This window comes from Vibrio cortegadensis (assembly GCF_024347395.1).
In the GTDB taxonomy this organism is placed as follows: domain Bacteria; phylum Pseudomonadota; class Gammaproteobacteria; order Enterobacterales; family Vibrionaceae; genus Vibrio; species Vibrio cortegadensis.
The window spans coordinates 12,980-31,117 of the sequence record NZ_AP025472.1; the positions used below are offsets into that span (position 1 = coordinate 12,980).

General features: G+C 45.0%; 10 protein-coding genes, 6 tRNA genes and 4 rRNA genes. 15 read left to right on the forward strand and 5 right to left on the reverse strand.

The features are described from left to right. The first annotated feature begins 90 nt into the window (after nucleotides 1–90). Nucleotides 91–1,035: a LysR family transcriptional regulator gene (locus OCV39_RS00060; protein WP_136995897.1), complete on the forward strand. Its 945-nt coding sequence runs from the start codon at nucleotides 91–93 to the stop codon at nucleotides 1,033–1,035. A 157-nt stretch (nucleotides 1,036–1,192) separates the two neighbouring features. On the opposite strand, the gene acuI is transcribed toward OCV39_RS00060, so the two are convergent. The 3 genes from acuI to fadB all read right to left on the reverse strand — a co-directional run bounded on the left by acuI (nucleotide 1,193) and on the right by fadB (nucleotide 5,840). Continuing rightward, a complete protein-coding gene (gene acuI / locus OCV39_RS00065) occupies nucleotides 1,193–2,173 on the reverse strand; it encodes an acrylyl-CoA reductase (NADPH) (RefSeq protein ID WP_017054297.1) in 981 nt (326 codons plus the stop codon). A 304-nt stretch (nucleotides 2,174–2,477) separates the two neighbouring features. After that, nucleotides 2,478–3,641 (reverse strand): acetyl-CoA C-acyltransferase FadA, encoded by a 1,164-nt coding sequence (gene fadA, locus OCV39_RS00070; RefSeq protein ID WP_113798234.1) that lies wholly within the window; start codon nucleotides 3,639–3,641, stop codon nucleotides 2,478–2,480. A gap of 27 nt (nucleotides 3,642–3,668) precedes the next feature. Then, the gene (fadB, locus tag OCV39_RS00075) at nucleotides 3,669–5,840 is read right to left on the reverse strand and encodes a fatty acid oxidation complex subunit alpha FadB (protein ID WP_261888680.1); all 2,172 of its coding nucleotides are present in this window, start codon (nucleotides 5,838–5,840) and stop codon (nucleotides 3,669–3,671) included. A gap of 216 nt (nucleotides 5,841–6,056) precedes the next feature. Here fadB and OCV39_RS00080 point away from each other — a divergent pair, with 216 nt between their 5' ends. From OCV39_RS00080 to OCV39_RS00140, 13 genes are all read left to right on the forward strand, one after another. Beyond that, nucleotides 6,057–6,680: a YigZ family protein gene (locus tag OCV39_RS00080; RefSeq protein ID WP_261888681.1), complete on the forward strand. Its 624-nt coding sequence runs from the start codon at nucleotides 6,057–6,059 to the stop codon at nucleotides 6,678–6,680. Nucleotides 6,681–6,728: 48 nt separating this feature from the next. Beyond that, a complete protein-coding gene (locus OCV39_RS00085) occupies nucleotides 6,729–8,186 on the forward strand; it encodes a TrkH family potassium uptake protein (protein WP_029203544.1) in 1,458 nt (485 codons plus the stop codon). A 10-nt stretch (nucleotides 8,187–8,196) separates the two neighbouring features. Next, nucleotides 8,197–8,724 carry a menaquinone-dependent protoporphyrinogen IX dehydrogenase gene (gene hemG, locus OCV39_RS00090; RefSeq protein WP_261888682.1) on the forward strand — a complete coding sequence of 176 codons (528 nt, stop codon included), beginning with the start codon at nucleotides 8,197–8,199 and terminating at the stop codon, nucleotides 8,722–8,724. 555 nt (nucleotides 8,725–9,279) lie between these two features. Next, nucleotides 9,280–10,824 (forward strand): 16S ribosomal RNA (locus OCV39_RS00095). Between the two features lie 124 nt (nucleotides 10,825–10,948). Next, nucleotides 10,949–11,024: transfer RNA gene (locus OCV39_RS00100), tRNA-Glu, on the forward strand. Between the two features lie 2 nt (nucleotides 11,025–11,026). Next, nucleotides 11,027–11,102 (forward strand) — tRNA-Lys (locus OCV39_RS00105). Nucleotides 11,103–11,127: 25 nt separating this feature from the next. Continuing rightward, nucleotides 11,128–11,203: transfer RNA gene (locus tag OCV39_RS00110), tRNA-Ala, on the forward strand. 29 nt (nucleotides 11,204–11,232) lie between these two features. Further along, nucleotides 11,233–11,308, forward strand: a tRNA-Val gene (locus tag OCV39_RS00115). 311 nt (nucleotides 11,309–11,619) lie between these two features. After that, nucleotides 11,620–14,510 (forward strand): 23S ribosomal RNA (locus OCV39_RS00120). 94 nt (nucleotides 14,511–14,604) lie between these two features. Continuing rightward, nucleotides 14,605–14,720, forward strand: a 5S ribosomal RNA gene (rrf, locus tag OCV39_RS00125). 45 nt (nucleotides 14,721–14,765) lie between these two features. Then, nucleotides 14,766–14,842: transfer RNA gene (locus tag OCV39_RS00130), tRNA-Thr, on the forward strand. Nucleotides 14,843–14,881: 39 nt separating this feature from the next. After that, nucleotides 14,882–14,997 (forward strand): 5S ribosomal RNA (rrf, locus tag OCV39_RS00135). The 16S, 23S and 5S rRNA genes sit together here with 6 tRNA genes alongside, the layout of an rRNA operon. Nucleotides 14,998–15,060: 63 nt before the next feature. Beyond that, a tRNA-Asp gene (locus OCV39_RS00140) sits at nucleotides 15,061–15,137 on the forward strand. Between the two features lie 60 nt (nucleotides 15,138–15,197). Here the strand turns inward: OCV39_RS00140 and ilvY are convergent. After that, complete coding sequence (ilvY, locus tag OCV39_RS00145) at nucleotides 15,198–16,079, reverse strand: HTH-type transcriptional activator IlvY (RefSeq protein ID WP_261888683.1); 882 nt, start codon at nucleotides 16,077–16,079, stop codon at nucleotides 15,198–15,200. A gap of 143 nt (nucleotides 16,080–16,222) precedes the next feature. Here ilvY and ilvC point away from each other — a divergent pair, with 143 nt between their 5' ends. Continuing rightward, nucleotides 16,223–17,707, forward strand: a complete 1,485-nt coding sequence (gene ilvC, locus OCV39_RS00150) for a ketol-acid reductoisomerase (protein ID WP_017052420.1) — start codon at nucleotides 16,223–16,225, stop codon at nucleotides 17,705–17,707. Between the two features lie 139 nt (nucleotides 17,708–17,846). Here the strand turns inward: ilvC and ubiK are convergent, their stop codons facing one another. Then, nucleotides 17,847–18,098 carry a ubiquinone biosynthesis accessory factor UbiK gene (ubiK, locus tag OCV39_RS00155; protein ID WP_017052419.1) on the reverse strand — a complete coding sequence of 84 codons (252 nt, stop codon included), beginning with the start codon at nucleotides 18,096–18,098 and terminating at the stop codon, nucleotides 17,847–17,849. Between the last annotated feature and the right edge of the window lie 40 nt (nucleotides 18,099–18,138).

Genomic DNA, 18,138 nt, shown 5'->3' on the forward strand with positions numbered 1-18,138 from the left:
ATTTTTCTTGGGCTTCCCCGCTTAACTGCGGGATTTTTTTTATCTAATGCATGGTATAAATGTGAAGTGTCAGTTCGCAGGATTAAGATTGTGGAATTAGAAGAGATATATCGTCGCGATTTAAATTTATTAGTCGCATTAAAAGTGTTACTCGAAGAGAGCAGCGTCAGTCGGGCAGCCGTTCGCCTTAACTTGAGCCAGTCTGCGATGAGTCGAGTGTTAGGGCGCTTACGTGACATGCTAGATGATCCTCTTTTTACTCGCCAAGGTCAGCATCTTGTCCCAACTGAAAAAGCGCGTGAAATTAATTCTCGGATCAATCAGCCGCTGGAGTCTTTACGCCAACTTCTTACTCCCAGTGATTTTTCTCCTCTGTATTGCGATCAGCACTTTATTATTGCGACGACAGATTATGCGATGCAGACGATCTTGCCTTATGCCTTGCCTAAAATTTATGAGCAAGCCCCGAATATCTCTTTGGAGTTTGCTCCACTGCAACATGAGCACTTATTTAAACAACTCAGCACTGAGCGTGTGGATATGGCAATTTGTAGGCCGATAGGTTCTGTTGCCCCACTGAAGCAAGAAGTTTTAGGGCTGGTGGGCGTGTCTTGTCTGGTGTCTAAGAATCACCCATTAGCAAATAAGCCGCTGTCGCTGGAAGATTATGTGTCACTGCCTCATGCGATGATCGCGATAAGTGATGGGGTGAAAGCTCTGCTTGATAATGCGCTCGTCAATCAAAAAGAGCGCCGTATGGTGCTACGTGCTTATCACTTAGAAGCCGCGTTGGCGATTGTCGATAAGATGCCATTAGTGATCACTGTCCCTGCTGATTTAGCTTATCTTGTTGCAGAACGTTATGATTTGGTGGTTAAACGGCTTCCATTTGAGTTTACACCGTTTGATTATTCTCTGATTTGGCATTCACGTTGTGATACGTCACCTGCTCAGGCTTGGCTGCGCCGCGTACTTAAAGATGAGTGTAGAAAGCTGATTACAAAAAGAGTGGAAGATATAGGTCTGGGCAGTTAGTTGGATTCGTTATGGTTACTATTATTGATTAGGTTGATGGCGTGGATTTATTGAATCGCTTAGCTAATGTCTCAATAGACTGGATATAAAAAAGGTGATGCCATGAGCATCACCTTTCTTCTTTGGTGCTATCTTTTTTGAAGCGATAGCATTTGGACTAAATCTTAATCACAACACGACCTGTGATTTGGCCGTTAGTGATATCTTCAGCGGCTTGGATAGCCTCTTCTAAAGAGACCTCTTTACTTGCTTGGTCATAGAATGACTCTGGTAATAGTTCAGAAAGTTGTTCCCACGCTTTAATGCGTTTCTCTCGTGGGCACATTACGGAATCAACACCTTGTAGGCGGACATTACGTAAAATAAATGGCATAACCGTTGTCGGTAAGTCAAAACCACCAGCAAGGCCACATGCAGCCACAACGCTGTTGTAATCCATTTGAGCTAATACTTTTGCTAATACTTTGCTGCCAACCGTATCAATCGCGCCTGCCCATAACTGTTTCTCTAATGGTTTTGCTGGTTCTTCAAGTTCAGCTCGCTCAACAATGCGGCTTGCTCCGAGTGATTTAAGTAGCTCTCCGTTTTCTGAAGCTCGGCCAGTGACGGCTGCTACTTTATAACCAAGTTGGTTAAGCAGAGTAATTGACACGCTGCCTACACCACCGCTTGAACCTGTCACGAGGATCTCACCGTCTTCTGGTTTCACGCCTGCATCAACAATGGCCTGAACACAAAGCATTGCTGTAAAACCAGCGGTACCAATCGTCATTACTTTTTTAGCATCAAGCCCTTTTGGCATAGGCACTAACCAGTCGCCCTTTAAGCTTGCTTTCTCTGCCATTCCGCCCCAGTGACCTTCACCAACGCCCCAACCAGTAAGAACAACTTCATCACCTTCTTTATAGCGAGGGTCATCTGAGTGAGATACTTTCCCTGCTAAATCAATACCGGGAACCATTGGGAAGTTACGGATGATTCGTCCTTTACCTGTAATTGCTAATCCATCTTTGTAGTTTAGAGAAGAGTAGTTCACATCGATCTTTACGTTACCTTCAGGTAGCTGTGACTCTTCAATTTCGGTTACCGCTGCGATGGTCTTTTTGTCTTCTTGGTTTAGGACTAATGCTTTAAACATAAAAATTCTCCAGAGATTCCAATGTAGGTGTGGTGACATCGCTGAAAGGTTCAATATGGATTCAGCTTATCAATATCTGTTTTGTTAATGACAATGAGTGTAGGACAGAGTGATAAAGAAAAAAAATGATACTTTGACATGTTTACTATGCGTTTTATGCATACATTAATTGTCGATGATCACCGATAAAAAAAGAGATAGAAGGCGGTGTGTGCATTCTATCTCTTCGTTTCATCGGGTGTATGCAGACTCTTATGATATCCGCATACTGTCAGAACGCTTTAGCCTCTATGAATATTTAAAGCTATGGACGTTCAAAAATCGTCGCAATACCTTGGCCTAAACCAATACACATTGTGGCTAACCCATACTTCGCATCTTTTGCTTCCATCAGGTTGATCAATGTTGTGGAGATACGAGAGCCAGAGCAACCCAGAGGGTGACCTAACGCGATAGCGCCCCCATTTAGGTTGACCTTTTCATCGACTACATCGAGCAAACCTAAATCTTTCGCACACGGTAATGATTGTGCAGCAAAGGCTTCATTGAGCTCGACGACATCCATATCGCCTATCTCTAGGCCGGCACGTTTAAGTGCTTTTTGTGTCGCAGGAACTGGGCCATATCCCATGATTGAAGGATCGCAGCCAGCAATCGCCATAGAGCGAACTTTTGCTCGAATAGTTAAGCCGAGTTCGTTGGCTTTATCTTCACTCATGATGAGCATGGCAGAAGCACCATCAGATAGCGCTGAAGAGGTGCCCGCAGTGACCGTACCATTTGCAGGATCAAATACAGGACGGAGTTGAGATAAGCCTTCAACGGTTGTCTCCGGGCGGATAACTTCATCATAATCTAATGTAAACAGCGATCCATCAGCGGCATGTGCTTCAGTAGGAAGGATTTCATTCTTGAAACGACCTTCTACAGTAGCGGCTTGTGCTCTGGCGTGAGAACGTGCCGCGAATGCATCTTGATCTTCACGGCTGATACCGTGCATTTTACCGAGCATTTCAGCGGTCAATCCCATCATGCCAGCGGCTTTAGCTACGTGCTTCGACATACCTGGGTGGAAATCAACCCCGTGGTTCATTGGGACGTGTCCCATGTGTTCAACACCGCCGATCAAGCAGATTTCAGCATCACCGACCATGATGGAACGTGCCGCATCATGCAGAGCTTGCATAGATGAACCACATAAACGGTTCACCGTTACGGCACCAATTTCAATCGGCAGGCCAGCAAGTAGGGCGGCATTACGTGCCACGTTAAAGCCTTGTTCTAGTGTTTGCTGTACACAACCCCAATAAATATCTTCGATCTGTTTTGGGTCGACTTGAGGGTTACGCTCTAAAATGCCTTTCATTAAGTGAGCCGATAAATCTTCAGCTCTCGTGTGACGAAATGCTCCACCTTTAGAACGTCCCATCGGTGTACGAAGACAATCAACAATTACTACGTTATTCATCTTTATATTCCTTTTCCAAAGATAGAGTTAAAGTGAGCTAGATTGTTGAGATTGGTAAAAGCTTTCGCCGCTTTCTGCCATATCTTTCAACATCTGAGGAACATGATACAAAGCACCAAGCTCTTGGTATTGTTCAGCCATTTGTACATAGTTTTGAATACCAATACTATCTAGGTAACGGAATACACCGCCTCTGAATGGTGGGAAGCCTAAGCCATATACCAGTGCCATATCCGCTTCTTGAGGTGATGCAATAATCCCTTCTTGTAAACAGAGAACGACTTCATTAATCATTGGAATCATGACGCGTTGAATAATCGTCTGATCATCAAAGTCTTGAGCGTCACTGCACACATTTTTCAGTAAAGGTAGAACATCTTCTGTGAATGTCTTTTTCGGGCGACCTTTTTTATCTACGCTATAACTGTAGAAACCTGAACCGTTTTTCTGACCGTATTTATCCGCTTCAAATAACGCATCGATGGCATCTTTACCACTTTTGCCCATTCGATCTGGGAATCCTTGCGCCATAACGGCTTGTGCATGGTGCGCAGTATCAATACCAACAACGTCAAGTAGGTAAGCAGGTCCCATTGGCCAGCCAAATTGGCGTTCCATTACTTTGTCTATTTTTGTGAAATCAGCACCATCACTGAGCAGTTTGCTAAATCCACCAAAGTAAGGGAATAACACGCGGTTGACGAAGAAACCGGGGCAGTCATTGACAACAATCGGTGATTTCCCCATTTTTGCTGCGTATGCCACCACTCGGTTGATCGTCTCTTCAGAGGTGTGTTCGCCACGAATGATTTCAACAAGAGGCATGCGGTGTACTGGGTTGAAGAAGTGCATGCCGCAGAAATTTTCAGGGCGTTTGAGTGATTTTGCTAATAAATTGATTGGAATCGTCGAGGTATTTGATGTGACGACTGTATCTTCGCTGACATACGATTCGACTTCACTTAATACTGCGGCTTTGATTTTTGGGTTTTCAACCACGGCTTCTACGATAATGTCGGACTGTTCGATCCCCGCATAATGTAGGCTTGGAGTGATCGATGAAAGAATCCCTGCCATTTTGAAACCATCTAAACGACCACGAGATAAGCGTTTATTGAGTAGCTTAGAAGCCTCATTCATGCCTAAATCTAGCGATGCTTGAGCGATGTCTTTCATTATTACCGGAACACCTTTCAGAGCAGATTGATAAGCGATACCACCACCCATAATACCGGCACCTAATACCGCTGCTCGCTGAGTTTCTTTGCTTGCTGATTTCGCGGCAGTTTTTGCGATACCTTTAATGTATTGATCGTTGAGGAACAGACCAACAAGAGCTTGGGCGACTTCTGATTTGGCGAGTTTTACGAAGTATTGTCTTTCAACATCGAGTGCGCCATCTCGGCTTAAACGTGCGGCATCTTCAATCGCTTTAACAGAGGTGATCGGTGCTGGGTAGTGAGGCCCTGCTTTTTGAATGACCAAACCTTTTGCCATCGTAAAGCTCATCATCGCTTCTAGCTTGCTTAGCGTGAGAGCGGATGTTTTCTGTTTGCGTCGAGCTTGCCAATCAAGCTGTTCATTTTTAGCGAGAGTGATGGTATTGATGGCAGAGTCGAGCAATTTATCGCTGTCTACAACGGCATCGAGAAGGCCAATTTTTAATGCGTCATCTGCTCGGTTCGCTTTACCTGCGGTAATAATTTCCATGGCGCTATCTGCACCTATTACTCTAGGTAGACGAACACACCCACCAAATCCTGGCATGATACCTAGTTTAGTTTCAGGTAGACCAATGCTGGTGGTCTTGTCTCCAATACGGAAATCGGTCGCGAGTACACACTCACAACCGCCACCAAGTGCATGACCGCGGATCATCGAAAGTGTTGGCACAGGAAGATCTTCAAGCTTATTGAAGATGCTATTGGCAAACTTAAGCCACTCTTCTAGCTCTGCTTCTGGTTTCGAAAACAGACCAAGAAACTCGGTAATATCTGCACCAACAATAAAAGTGTCTTTGTTTGAAGTAAGGATTAATCCACTTAAACTTTGGTGTTGATTTAGAGCATCGAGTGCTTTATCTAGTGATTCAAGAGTTGCAAGATCAAGCTTGTTGACCGACGCTGGTGCGCAAAAGCTCAATTCTGCGATACCGTCTTGTAATTCCTTAACTTGTAGGGTGTTCGATTGGTAAATCATTATCTATCTCCGTCACTCACAATCCTTGATTGTTTGAGAGAATTAGTGTTGTTTTTATGTTCTGGTTAGACCAGTAAGTCTAGTGTGGACTTGTAGATGGTCAAACTCAATACATTTTTTAAACATTTGTTTAACATTGTGCGCAGGGTCAGATCTAGGATCGCTTTTATTTGGAGCGTGTTACACTAGCGCCACTATTCATATAAATTGATAACCATGAATTTTCTTCCCTATCTAATTCCTTCTTCACCGGTGACATTTGAAGAAGAAATTAAAAAAAGCGTCTTCATAACTCATTTAGCCCATACACCAAGTGTAGAAGCTGCGAAGCTGTTTGTTGAACAGATCAAAGCAGAACATTCTGGAGCTCGACATAATTGTTGGGGTTTTGTCGCTGGCCGAGCTGAAGATTCAATGAAGTGGGGGTTTAGTGATGATGGTGAACCTTCTGGGACCGCAGGAAAACCAATCTTAGCGCAATTATCAGGATCTGGAGTGGGTGAGCTAACGGCGGTTGTCACACGTTATTCGGGTGGAATTAAGCTTGGAACGGGTGGTTTAGTCAAAGCATATGGTGGCGGAGTGCAACAAGCATTAAAGCTGCTTCAAACAATCGAGAAAAAAATCACCACTCACTTGCGGCTAGAGTTAGACTACTCTTTTATGCCTATCGCACAATCAGTGATGAGCCAATTCGATGCAGTCGAAGCTCAAGCTGACTATCGTGAGCATGTTGTTATGGATATTGAGATAGAACAGCGTCATGTTGATGCCTTTACTCAAGTCATTATAAATAAAAGCGGTGCCAAAGCGTTGGTCACCGAAATAAAAGATAACTAGGAAGTTAGAAGCGCCGCTTTATTTCAAGCTAAGTTTCGTTAATTATTCATGCAATTTCGATCAATCATACGAATCGTCGGGCTGTTGCTCGCTCTATTTAGTGTTTCCATGCTAGCGCCTGCATTTGTGGCGTTACTGTACCGTGATGGTGCTGGTGTTCCTTTTGTTACCACTTTCTTTGTTCTGCTTTTTTGCGGAGGGATCTGTTGGTTTCCAAATAGACGTCACCGACATGAATTAAAAGCGAGGGATGGGTTCCTGATTGTCGTTTTGTTTTGGACGGTAATCGGTAGTGCTGGTTCACTTCCCTTTCTTATTGCTGATAACCCTAGTATTTCAGTTACCGATGCCTTTTTTGAATCATTCTCAGCGTTAACGACAACGGGAGCGACCGTTATTGTCGGGTTAGATGAGTTGCCTAAAGCGATTCTGTTTTACCGCCAGTTTCTACAATGGTTTGGGGGAATGGGGATAATCGTACTTGCGGTTGCGATCTTACCTGTTCTTGGGATCGGGGGAATGCAGTTATATCGAGCCGAAATTCCAGGCCCAGTTAAAGACAGTAAAATGACCCCGAGAATTGCCGAAACCGCGAAAGCGTTGTGGTATATCTATTTAAGTTTGACCATTGCGTGTGCTTTTGCTTTTTGGCTTGCGGGAATGAGTTTCTTCGATGCCATTAGCCATAGCTTTTCGACTATTGCGATCGGTGGATTTTCAACTCATGATGCCAGTATGGGCTATTTTGATAGCCACGCGATAAATATGATCACGGTTGTATTTCTTCTTATCTCTGCATGTAACTACTCTTTGCACTTTGCTGCATTTGCCTCTGGTGGCGTGCACCCTAAATATTATTGGAAAGATCCTGAATTCAGAGCCTTTATCTTTATTCAAAGCGTTCTGTTTCTTGTCTGCTTCTTATTGCTTTTGAATCACCAGTCTTATGACTCCATCTATGACGCTTTTGATCAGGCTCTATTCCAAACAGTATCTATCTCAACAACGGCTGGTTTTACCACGACAGGATTTTCGGAGTGGCCACTGTTTTTGCCTGTGCTGTTACTCTTCTCTTCCTTTATTGGCGGTTGTGCAGGATCAACTGGTGGTGGAATGAAGGTGATTCGAATTCTGCTTCTTACTTTGCAGGGTGCTCGTGAAATGAAGCGTCTTGTCCACCCTAGAGCGGTATACACCATTAAAGTAGGTGGTTCAGCCCTACCGCAAAGAGTTGTTGATGCGGTATGGGGATTCTTTTCCGCCTATGCATTGGTTTTTGTAGTTTGTATGCTCGGGTTGATAGCGACAGGAATGGACGAACTCAGTGCGTTCTCCGCAGTTGCAGCAACACTCAATAATTTAGGCCCTGGCCTTGGAGAGGTGGCGCTCCACTTTGGTGATATTAATGATAGTGCTAAGTGGGTATTAGTCGTCTCCATGTTATTTGGCCGTTTAGAAATTTTCACTCTTTTAATTCTTTTGACTCCTACGTTCTGGCGTAGCTAAGGAAGCTCTCGTGGCAAAAGCTCTTTTTCTTTATTCAAGCCGAGAAGGCCAAACGAAAAAAATCCTTCAGTATATAGAGGGTGAACTTTCAGATTACTCTTGTGAAACTAAAAATCTTAGTGAAATAGAAACGGTGGACTTTTCTCAGTATGAGCGAGTTTTGATCGGTGCTTCTATTCGCTATGGTCATCTAAACAAAGATCTATACCGTTTCATCAGTAAAAACTTAACTCAGTTGGAGTCAAGCAAAGTCGCTTTCTTTTGTGTCAACCTTACCGCGAGGAAAGAAGACCAAGGGAAAGATACGCCAGAAGGTAGTGCGTATATCAAAACCTTCTTAAAAAAATCACCGTGGAAACCTAAGATGATTGGCGTTTTCGCTGGAGCGCTCTATTACCCTCGCTATAACTTCTTTGATAGAACCATGATTCGTTTAATTATGACGATGACTGGAGGAGAGACAGATACAAGCAAAGAAGTTGAATATACGAATTGGGAAAAAGTATCTCAATTTGCTCAAAAATTTAAAGATATGTAATCAGAATGTCGATTTATATGGTCTTTTGAATGTTTTTTAGTCGAACGATAATAAAATGCATTTTTTTTGCAAAAAGGGGTTGCCAATGTGATCGCAATCTCTATAATGCCACCTCGCTGACACGGTAAGGGCTCACAGAGAGTTCTGAACTGATTCAGAAGGACAATTTAGAGTGACGAAATAACTAAAAAAAGTGTTTGACACTTTTAGTTGAATCGCTAAAATGGCCGTCCGTTTTGAGCAAAGCTTAAAACAAGCTCTTTAACAATTTAGACCTATCAATCTGTGTGGGCACTCGTTGATGATAATCACTAGTTTCGTACTGTTTGTTTTCGCTTTTTAAAGCGAAAGTAAATTAAGTCGAAACAAAAGATATCAATGAACTGAGTGACCAATACAAGTTCTTAGAACTTGGCACAGTCAATTCATTATCATTCTGTTGGAATGATAATAGCTTTAGAATTACATGTTCTTTGTTTATTTTCGAATAGGCGAATGAATATTAGTTTTGAAGTCAGTATTCATTGAGCCGCATCTTAGGATGCAAAAAAACTTTAATTGAAGAGTTTGATCATGGCTCAGATTGAACGCTGGCGGCAGGCCTAACACATGCAAGTCGAGCGGAAACGAGAAGTAGCTTGCTACTTCGGCGTCGAGCGGCGGACGGGTGAGTAATGCCTAGGAAATTGCCCTGATGTGGGGGATAACCATTGGAAACGATGGCTAATACCGCATAATGCCTTCGGGCCAAAGAGGGGGACCTTCGGGCCTCTCGCGTCAGGATATGCCTAGGTGGGATTAGCTAGTTGGTGAGGTAATGGCTCACCAAGGCGACGATCCCTAGCTGGTCTGAGAGGATGATCAGCCACACTGGAACTGAGACACGGTCCAGACTCCTACGGGAGGCAGCAGTGGGGAATATTGCACAATGGGCGCAAGCCTGATGCAGCCATGCCGCGTGTATGAAGAAGGCCTTCGGGTTGTAAAGTACTTTCAGTCGTGAGGAAGGTGGTGTTGTTAATAGCAGCATCATTTGACGTTAGCGACAGAAGAAGCACCGGCTAACTCCGTGCCAGCAGCCGCGGTAATACGGAGGGTGCGAGCGTTAATCGGAATTACTGGGCGTAAAGCGCATGCAGGTGGTTCGTTAAGTCAGATGTGAAAGCCCGGGGCTCAACCTCGGAACTGCATTTGAAACTGGCGGACTAGAGTACTGTAGAGGGGGGTAGAATTTCAGGTGTAGCGGTGAAATGCGTAGAGATCTGAAGGAATACCAGTGGCGAAGGCGGCCCCCTGGACAGATACTGACACTCAGATGCGAAAGCGTGGGGAGCAAACAGGATTAGATACCCTGGTAGTCCACGCCGTAAACGATGTCTACTTGGAGGTTGTGGCCTTGAGCCGTGGCTTTCGGAGCTAACGCGTTAAGTAGACCGCCTGGGGAGTACGGTCGCAAGATTAAAACTCAAATGAATTGACGGGGGCCCGCACAAGCGGTGGAGCATGTGGTTTAATTCGATGCAACGCGAAGAACCTTACCTACTCTTGACATCCAGAGAAGCCAGCGGAGACGCAGGTGTGCCTTCGGGAACTCTGAGACAGGTGCTGCATGGCTGTCGTCAGCTCGTGTTGTGAAATGTTGGGTTAAGTCCCGCAACGAGCGCAACCCTTATCCTTGTTTGCCAGCGAGTAATGTCGGGAACTCCAGGGAGACTGCCGGTGATAAACCGGAGGAAGGTGGGGACGACGTCAAGTCATCATGGCCCTTACGAGTAGGGCTACACACGTGCTACAATGGCGCATACAGAGGGCAGCAAGCTAGCGATAGTGAGCGAATCCCAAAAAGTGCGTCGTAGTCCGGATTGGAGTCTGCAACTCGACTCCATGAAGTCGGAATCGCTAGTAATCGTAGATCAGAATGCTACGGTGAATACGTTCCCGGGCCTTGTACACACCGCCCGTCACACCATGGGAGTGGGCTGCAAAAGAAGTGGGTAGTTTAACCTTTCGGGGAGGACGCTCACCACTTTGTGGTTCATGACTGGGGTGAAGTCGTAACAAGGTAGCCCTAGGGGAACCTGGGGCTGGATCACCTCCTTATATACGAAGATTTTCACGATGAGTACCCACACAGATTGATTAGGTTTAAAAAGAAAAAGAGATGAAGAACTCCCAAGTTCTTCAGGTTTGTTTCTACTTTTTAAAGTGGAGATAAATTAGCAGTGTCCCGTTCGTCTAGAGGCCTAGGACACCGCCCTTTCACGGCGGTAACAGGGGTTCGACTCCCCTACGGGATACCATTGGGTCGTTAGCTCAGTTGGTAGAGCAGTTGACTTTTAATCAATTGGTCGCAGGTTCGAATCCTGCACGACCCACCATTTCCTCCCAAGGAAATAAAAATATGGGGCTATAGCTCAGCTGGGAGAGCGCCTGCCTTGCACGCAGGAGGTCTGCGGTTCGATCCCGCATAGCTCCACCATTCCTTCCACAAGGAATTAAAACTTTCGTGGGCGATTAGCTCAGTTGGGAGAGCACCTGCCTTACAAGCAGGGGGTCACTGGTTCGAGCCCGGTATCGCCCACCATCTTTAAGTGTTTTTGTTTGAAAATATTTAAAAATGGTTTCGAAAGCTTTATGTTTAGAAACTCTTGCTCTTTAACAATTTGGAAAGCTGACTGATTTGATTACTTACGAGTAACTCAAATCAAATTTAAAAGTTCTCAATGTTTATCTTCATTGATAAACACACAAACACATTCAAGTGTCTTGTATTCGGAACAATGTTTACATTGTTCCATTATTGAGTCCGGCAAACAGTCATTGAGAATTAACCCTTCTTAATGACAACCAAAAACCTTGGTTAGTTGCCATACACAAGACCCTTTCGGGTTGTATGGTTAAGTGACTAAGCGTACACGGTGGATGCCTTGGCAGTCAGAGGCGATGAAGGACGTATTAACTTGCGATAAGCCCAGATTAGACAGTAAAAGTCTTTTGAGTCTGGGATTTCCGAATGGGGAAACCCACTAGCATAAGCTAGTATCGTTACGTGAATACATAGCGTAACGAGGCGAACTCGGGGAACTGAAACATCTAAGTACCCGAAGGAAGAGAAATCAACCGAGATTCCGAAAGTAGCGGCGAGCGAAATTGGATTAGCCCTTAAGCTTTTAATGATGCAGGTGAAGACTCTGGAAAGTGTCGCAGCAAAGGGTGATAGCCCCGTAACCGACGCATCATAATCAGTGAAATCGAGTAGGGCGGGACACGTGATATCCTGTCTGAATATGGGGGGACCATCCTCCAAGGCTAAATACTACTGACTGACCGATAGTGAACCAGTACCGTGAGGGAAAGGCGAAAAGAACCCCTGTGAGGGGAGTGAAATAGAACCTGAAACCGTGTACGTACAAGCAGTAGGAGCACCTTCGTGGTGTGACTGCGTACCTTTTGTATAATGGGTCAGCGACTTATATTCAGTGGCAAGGTTAACCGTTTAGGGGAGCCGTAGGGAAACCGAGTCTTAACTGGGCGACACAGTCTCTGGATATAGACCCGAAACCGAGTGATCTAGCCATGGGCAGGTTGAAGGTTGAGTAACATCAACTGGAGGACCGAACCGACTAATGTTGAAAAATTAGCGGATGACTTGTGGCTAGGGGTGAAAGGCCAATCAAACTCGGAGATAGCTGGTTCTCCCCGAAATCTATTTAGGTAGAGCCTCGGACGAATACTACTGGGGGTAGAGCACTGTTAAGGCTAGGGGGTCATCCCGACTTACCAACCCTTTGCAAACTCCGAATACCAGTAAGTACTATCCGGGAGACACACGGCGGGTGCTAACGTCCGTCGTGAAGAGGGAAACAACCCAGACCGCCAGCTAAGGTCCCAAATTATTACTAAGTGGGAAACGATGTGGGAAGGCTCAGACAGCCAGGATGTTGGCTTAGAAGCAGCCATCATTTAAAGAAAGCGTAATAGCTCACTGGTCGAGTCGGCCTGCGCGGAAGATGTAACGGGGCTAAGTAATAAACCGAAGCTGCGGCTGCACACTTAGGTGTGTGGGGTAGGGGAGCGTTCTGTAAGCGGTTGAAGGTGGTTCGTAAGGGCTGCTGGACGTATCAGAAGTGCGAATGCTGACATGAGTAACGATAATGGGAGTGAAAAACTCCCACGCCGGAAGACCAAGGGTTCCTGTCCAACGTTAATCGGGGCAGGGTAAGTCGACCCCTAAGGCGAGGCTGAAAAGCGTAGTCGATGGGAAACGGGTTAATATTCCCGTACTTCTTATAATTGCGATGGGGGGACGGAGAAGGCTAGGTGGGCCTGGCGACGGTTGTCCAGGTTCAAGTGCGTAGGCTAAGAGTTTAGGTAAATCCGGACTCTTGTTAGGCTGAGACACGATGTCGAGCACCTACGGGTGTGAAGTCATTGATGCCATACTTCCAGGAAAAGCCTCTAAGCTTCAGATTATAAGAAATCGTACCCCAAACCGACACAGGTGGTCGGGTAGAGAATACCAAGGCGCTTGAGAGAACTCGGGTGAAGGAACTAGGCAAAATGGTACCGTAACTTCGGGAGAAGGTACGCTCTTGGCGGTGAAGTCCCTTGCGGATGGAGCTACTAGGAGTCGCAGATACCAGGTGGCTGCAACTGTTTATTAAAAACACAGCACTGTGCAAAATCGTAAGATGACGTATACGGTGTGACGCCTGCCCGGTGCCGGAAGGTTAATTGATGGGGTTAGACTTCGGTCGAAGCTCTTGATCGAAGCCCCGGTAAACGGCGGCCGTAACTATAACGGTCCTAAGGTAGCGAAATTCCTTGTCGGGTAAGTTCCGACCTGCACGAATGGCGTAATGATGGCCACGCTGTCTCCACCCGAGACTCAGTGAAATTGAAATCGCTGTGAAGATGCAGTGTACCCGCGGCTAGACGGAAAGACCCCGTGAACCTTTACTACAGCTTGGCACTGAACATTGACCCTACATGTGTAGGATAGGTGGGAGACTTTGAAACCGCGTCGCCAGATGCGGTGGAGTCAACCTTGAAATACCACCCTTGTATGCTTGATGTTCTAACGTAGGTCCCTTATCGGGATTGCGGACAGTGCCTGGTGGGTAGTTTGACTGGGGCGGTCTCCTCCCAAAGAGTAACGGAGGAGCACGAAGGTGGGCTAAACACGGTTGGACATCGTGTGGTTAGTGCAATGGCATAAGCCCGCTTGACTGCGAGAATGACAATTCGAGCAGGTACGAAAGTAGGTCATAGTGATCCGGTGGTTCTGAATGGAAGGGCCATCGCTCAACGGATAAAAGGTACTCCGGGGATAACAGGCTGATACCGCCCAAGAGTTCATATCGACGGCGGTGTTTGGCACCTCGATGTCGGCTCATCACATCCTGGGGCTGAAGTCGGTCCCAAGGGTATGGCTGTTCGCCATTTAAAGTGGTACGCGAGCTGGGTTTAGAACGTCGTGAGACAGTTCGGTCCCTATCTGCCGTGGGCGTTGGAAGATTGAAGGGGGCTGCTCCTAGTACGAGAGGACCGGAGTGGACGAACCTCTGGTGTTCGGGTTGTCACGCCAGTGGCATTGCCCGGTAGCTAAGTTCGGAATCGATAAGCGCTGAAAGCATCTAAGCGCGAAGCGAGCCCTGAGATGAGTCTTCCCTGGCACTTTAAGTGCCCTAAAGGGTTGTTCAAGACTAGAACGTTGATAGGCAGGGTGTGTAAGTGCTGCGAGGCATTGAGCTAACCTGTACTAATTGCCCGTGAGGCTTAACCATACAACACCCAAGGGGTTTTGATGGACTCGATATATACAGACAAACTTGAATGAGTTTAGAGAACGAAAACAGCTTTCCGAATTTTAAGAATTTGCTTGGCGACCATAGCGTTGCGGACCCACCTGATTCCATGCCGAACTCAGAAGTGAAACGCAGTAGCGCCGATGGTAGTGTGGGGTTTCCCCATGTGAGAGTAGGACATCGCCAGGCTTTAAATTTAAACAAAAACTCGTTATAAACGAGTTTTTGTTGTTTGCTGATATAGCTCAGCCCGGTAGAGCGCACCCTTGGTAAGGGTGAGGTCCCCAGTTCGAGTCTGGGTATCAGCACCAGTATTAAAATGCGTCATTTATCGATGTATTAAGAATTTGTTTAGCGACCATAGCATTACGGACCCACCTGATTCCATGCCGAACTCAGAAGTGAAACGTAATAGCGCCGATGGTAGTGTGGGGCTTCCCCATGTGAGAGTAGGACATTGCTAGGCTTTAATTTATTTTATTGTTTATAAAACAGTAAAAAGAAATAGCGTAAGCTGAATAGACACTGCGGAGTGGTAGTTCAGTTGGTTAGAATACCGGCCTGTCACGCCGGGGGTCGCGGGTTCGAGTCCCGTCCACTCCGCCACTGATTTGAAAAAGCCCTAATCGAAAGATTAGGGCTTTTTTACGTCTGTACTATTTTGAATTAATGTTTTTCTTCTGCTACTTCCCATAAAGCTTTGATTAATGGGTTCTCTAGTTGAGAGCGTTTGCAACAGATGCCCAATTCAAAAGGTCTGATTGACGCTACTTTTAACCTTTCTACTCGTTCTTTTACCGGGCTACTGTCAATCACAACGTCTGGGGCTATACCAACACCACATCCAAGAGCAACCATACTTACTATTGCTTCATGTCCAGAAACTTGAGCGTAGATATTCGGCTTGATTTTCATTTTTTTAAACCAAGAGTTTGCTCTTTCTCTAGCTGTGCCTGCTTCTGGAACAATAAAAGGTATCTGAGACCAATTAATCGATTCTTCTTGGAGTAAGTGAGTAAAACTATTTATACCGGAAGGGGCGATGACTGAGAGTGGAATTTCGCTTATTTTCTCAAACTCTACTTTTGATGGCAGCTGATCGGGTTTTGCCGAGATAGCGATATCAGCCATATCGTTAATAATACGATCTATAGCCTGAGCAGGGTCGCCTGTGGTTAATTTAAATTCAATATGAGGGTGTCGTACTCTAAATTCAGACAGTAATTCAGGTAGGTGGCTATAGCTGGCCGTGACCGAACAAAACAATCGTATTTCGCCTTTAAGTTCATGTTCATTACCTGCTAACTGCGCATTATATTGCTGCCACTCACCAACGATATTAAGTGCGATAGGAAGTAGCTTTTTACCCGCAGGCGTGATTTCTACACTTCGGTTATCTCTTACAAATAGAGCCTGGCCAGTATCGTCTTCTAGTTTTTGGATCTGGCGACTGAGGGCGGACGGACTTACATGCATTGCTGCTGCCGTTTTACTGAAATTCTTGCTATCGCATAAGTGAATAAAGAGTTGAAGGCTTTTTATATTCATTTACTTAAATCTTCCATGTTGCATTTATTGCAATGACTAATTGTGAATATATCACTTTAAGCAACTTTACGTCTGATTTAGTATGAAGTCATTCGATAGTAAGATATCGACCAAACGGACAGTATTTATAAAGGAGAGCCCTGATGGCTAACTATTTCGACACATTGAACTTACGTGAACAATTGGATCAACTAGGCCGCTGCCGCTTCATGGATCGTGAAGAGTTTGCGAGTGAAGCTGATTATCTAAAAGATAAGAAAGTCGTCATTGTGGGTTGTGGTGCTCAAGGTTTAAACCAAGGCCTTAATATGCGAGATTCTGGTTTGAATGTTGCTTATGCACTTCGTCAGGCTGCTATTGATGAACAACGCCAGTCATTCAAGAATGCGAAAGAAAATGGTTTTGAAGTAGCAAGCTATGAAGAGCTTATTCCTCAAGCTGACCTTGTTGTTAACCTAACACCTGACAAACAACACACAAATGTTGTTGAAACCGTAATGCCTTTAATGAAAGAGGGTGCCACATTAGGTTATTCACACGGTTTTAATATCGTGGAAGAAGGGATGCAAGTTCGTAAAGACCTTACGGTTGTAATGGTTGCGCCTAAGTGTCCTGGTACTGAGGTTCGTGAGGAGTACAAGCGTGGCTTTGGTGTTCCAACACTTATTGCTGTTCACCCTGAGAACGATCCTCAAGGTGATGGTCTGGAGATTGCAAAAGCTTGGGCTGCTGCAACTGGTGGTCACCGTGCTGGCGTACTTGAATCTTCTTTTGTTGCGGAAGTTAAATCTGACCTTATGGGTGAACAAACCATTTTATGTGGCATGCTACAAGCCGGTTCGATCGTTTGTTACGAAAAGATGATTGCTGATGGTATTGAACCTGGCTATGCTGGTAAATTACTACAATTTGGTTGGGAAACCGTAACAGAAGCGCTGAAATTTGGTGGGGTAACTCACATGATGGATCGTCTTTCTAACCCTGCGAAAGTAAAAGCATTTGATCTGTCTGAAGAGCTAAAAGATTTAATGCGCCCTCTATATAACAAGCATATGGATGACATTATTTCAGGTCATTTCTCTAGTACGATGATGGCTGACTGGGCAAATGATGATGTAAATTTATTAGGTTGGCGTGAAGAAACGGGCCAAACGGCTTTTGAAAATTATCCTGAGTCAGATGTTGAAATATCAGAGCAGGAATATTTTGATAACGGTATCTTGATGGTTGCGATGGTGCGTGCAGGTGTTGAACTTGCGTTCGAAGCAATGACCGCATCAGGTATCATCGACGAATCAGCATACTATGAGTCTTTGCATGAGCTACCACTTATTGCGAATACTGTCGCTCGTAAGCGTTTGTATGAAATGAACGTTGTTATTTCTGATACTGCAGAATACGGAAACTACCTATTTGCTAACGTTGCAACACCTCTTCTGCGTGAAAAATTCATGCCTAATGTGAATACTGATGTGATTGGTCGTGGTTTAGGTGAAACTTCTAACTTTGTGGATAATGCGAAGTTAATCGAAGTGAATGATACCATTCGTAATCACCCAGTAGAGTACATTGGTGAAGAATTACGTGGCTATATGACAGATATGAAGACTATCGCGGTAGGCGGCTAGTTTATGTAATTTAGCTAAAGTGATGAAAAAAGCTCAACAGAAATGTTGAGCTTTTTAGTAAATAAAGAAAGGCTTTTTGTCTGCTTATCAATCCGTTACTGAGGTTACGGATAAATCATTACAGATCCACTAGGTTGGATTATTTATCTGCTAGTTTTTCTTCTAGTGCTGCCAATTTTTGTTCCATGTCTGTCAACTTTTGACGAGTACGGAGCAACACTTGAGTTTGTACATCAAATTCTTCACGGCTTACAACATCAAGTTTGTTTAGCTGGCCTTGGATAACTTGTCGTACTTTTTGATCAACATCGTTACCGAGCTCTTTCACTGGCTGAGGCATTGATTCATGAATCTGTTTTGCAATTTGTTCTAATTTCTTTGGATCAAACATAGTGGGCTAAACTCCTATTATTTTGGTTACATTCTAAGTA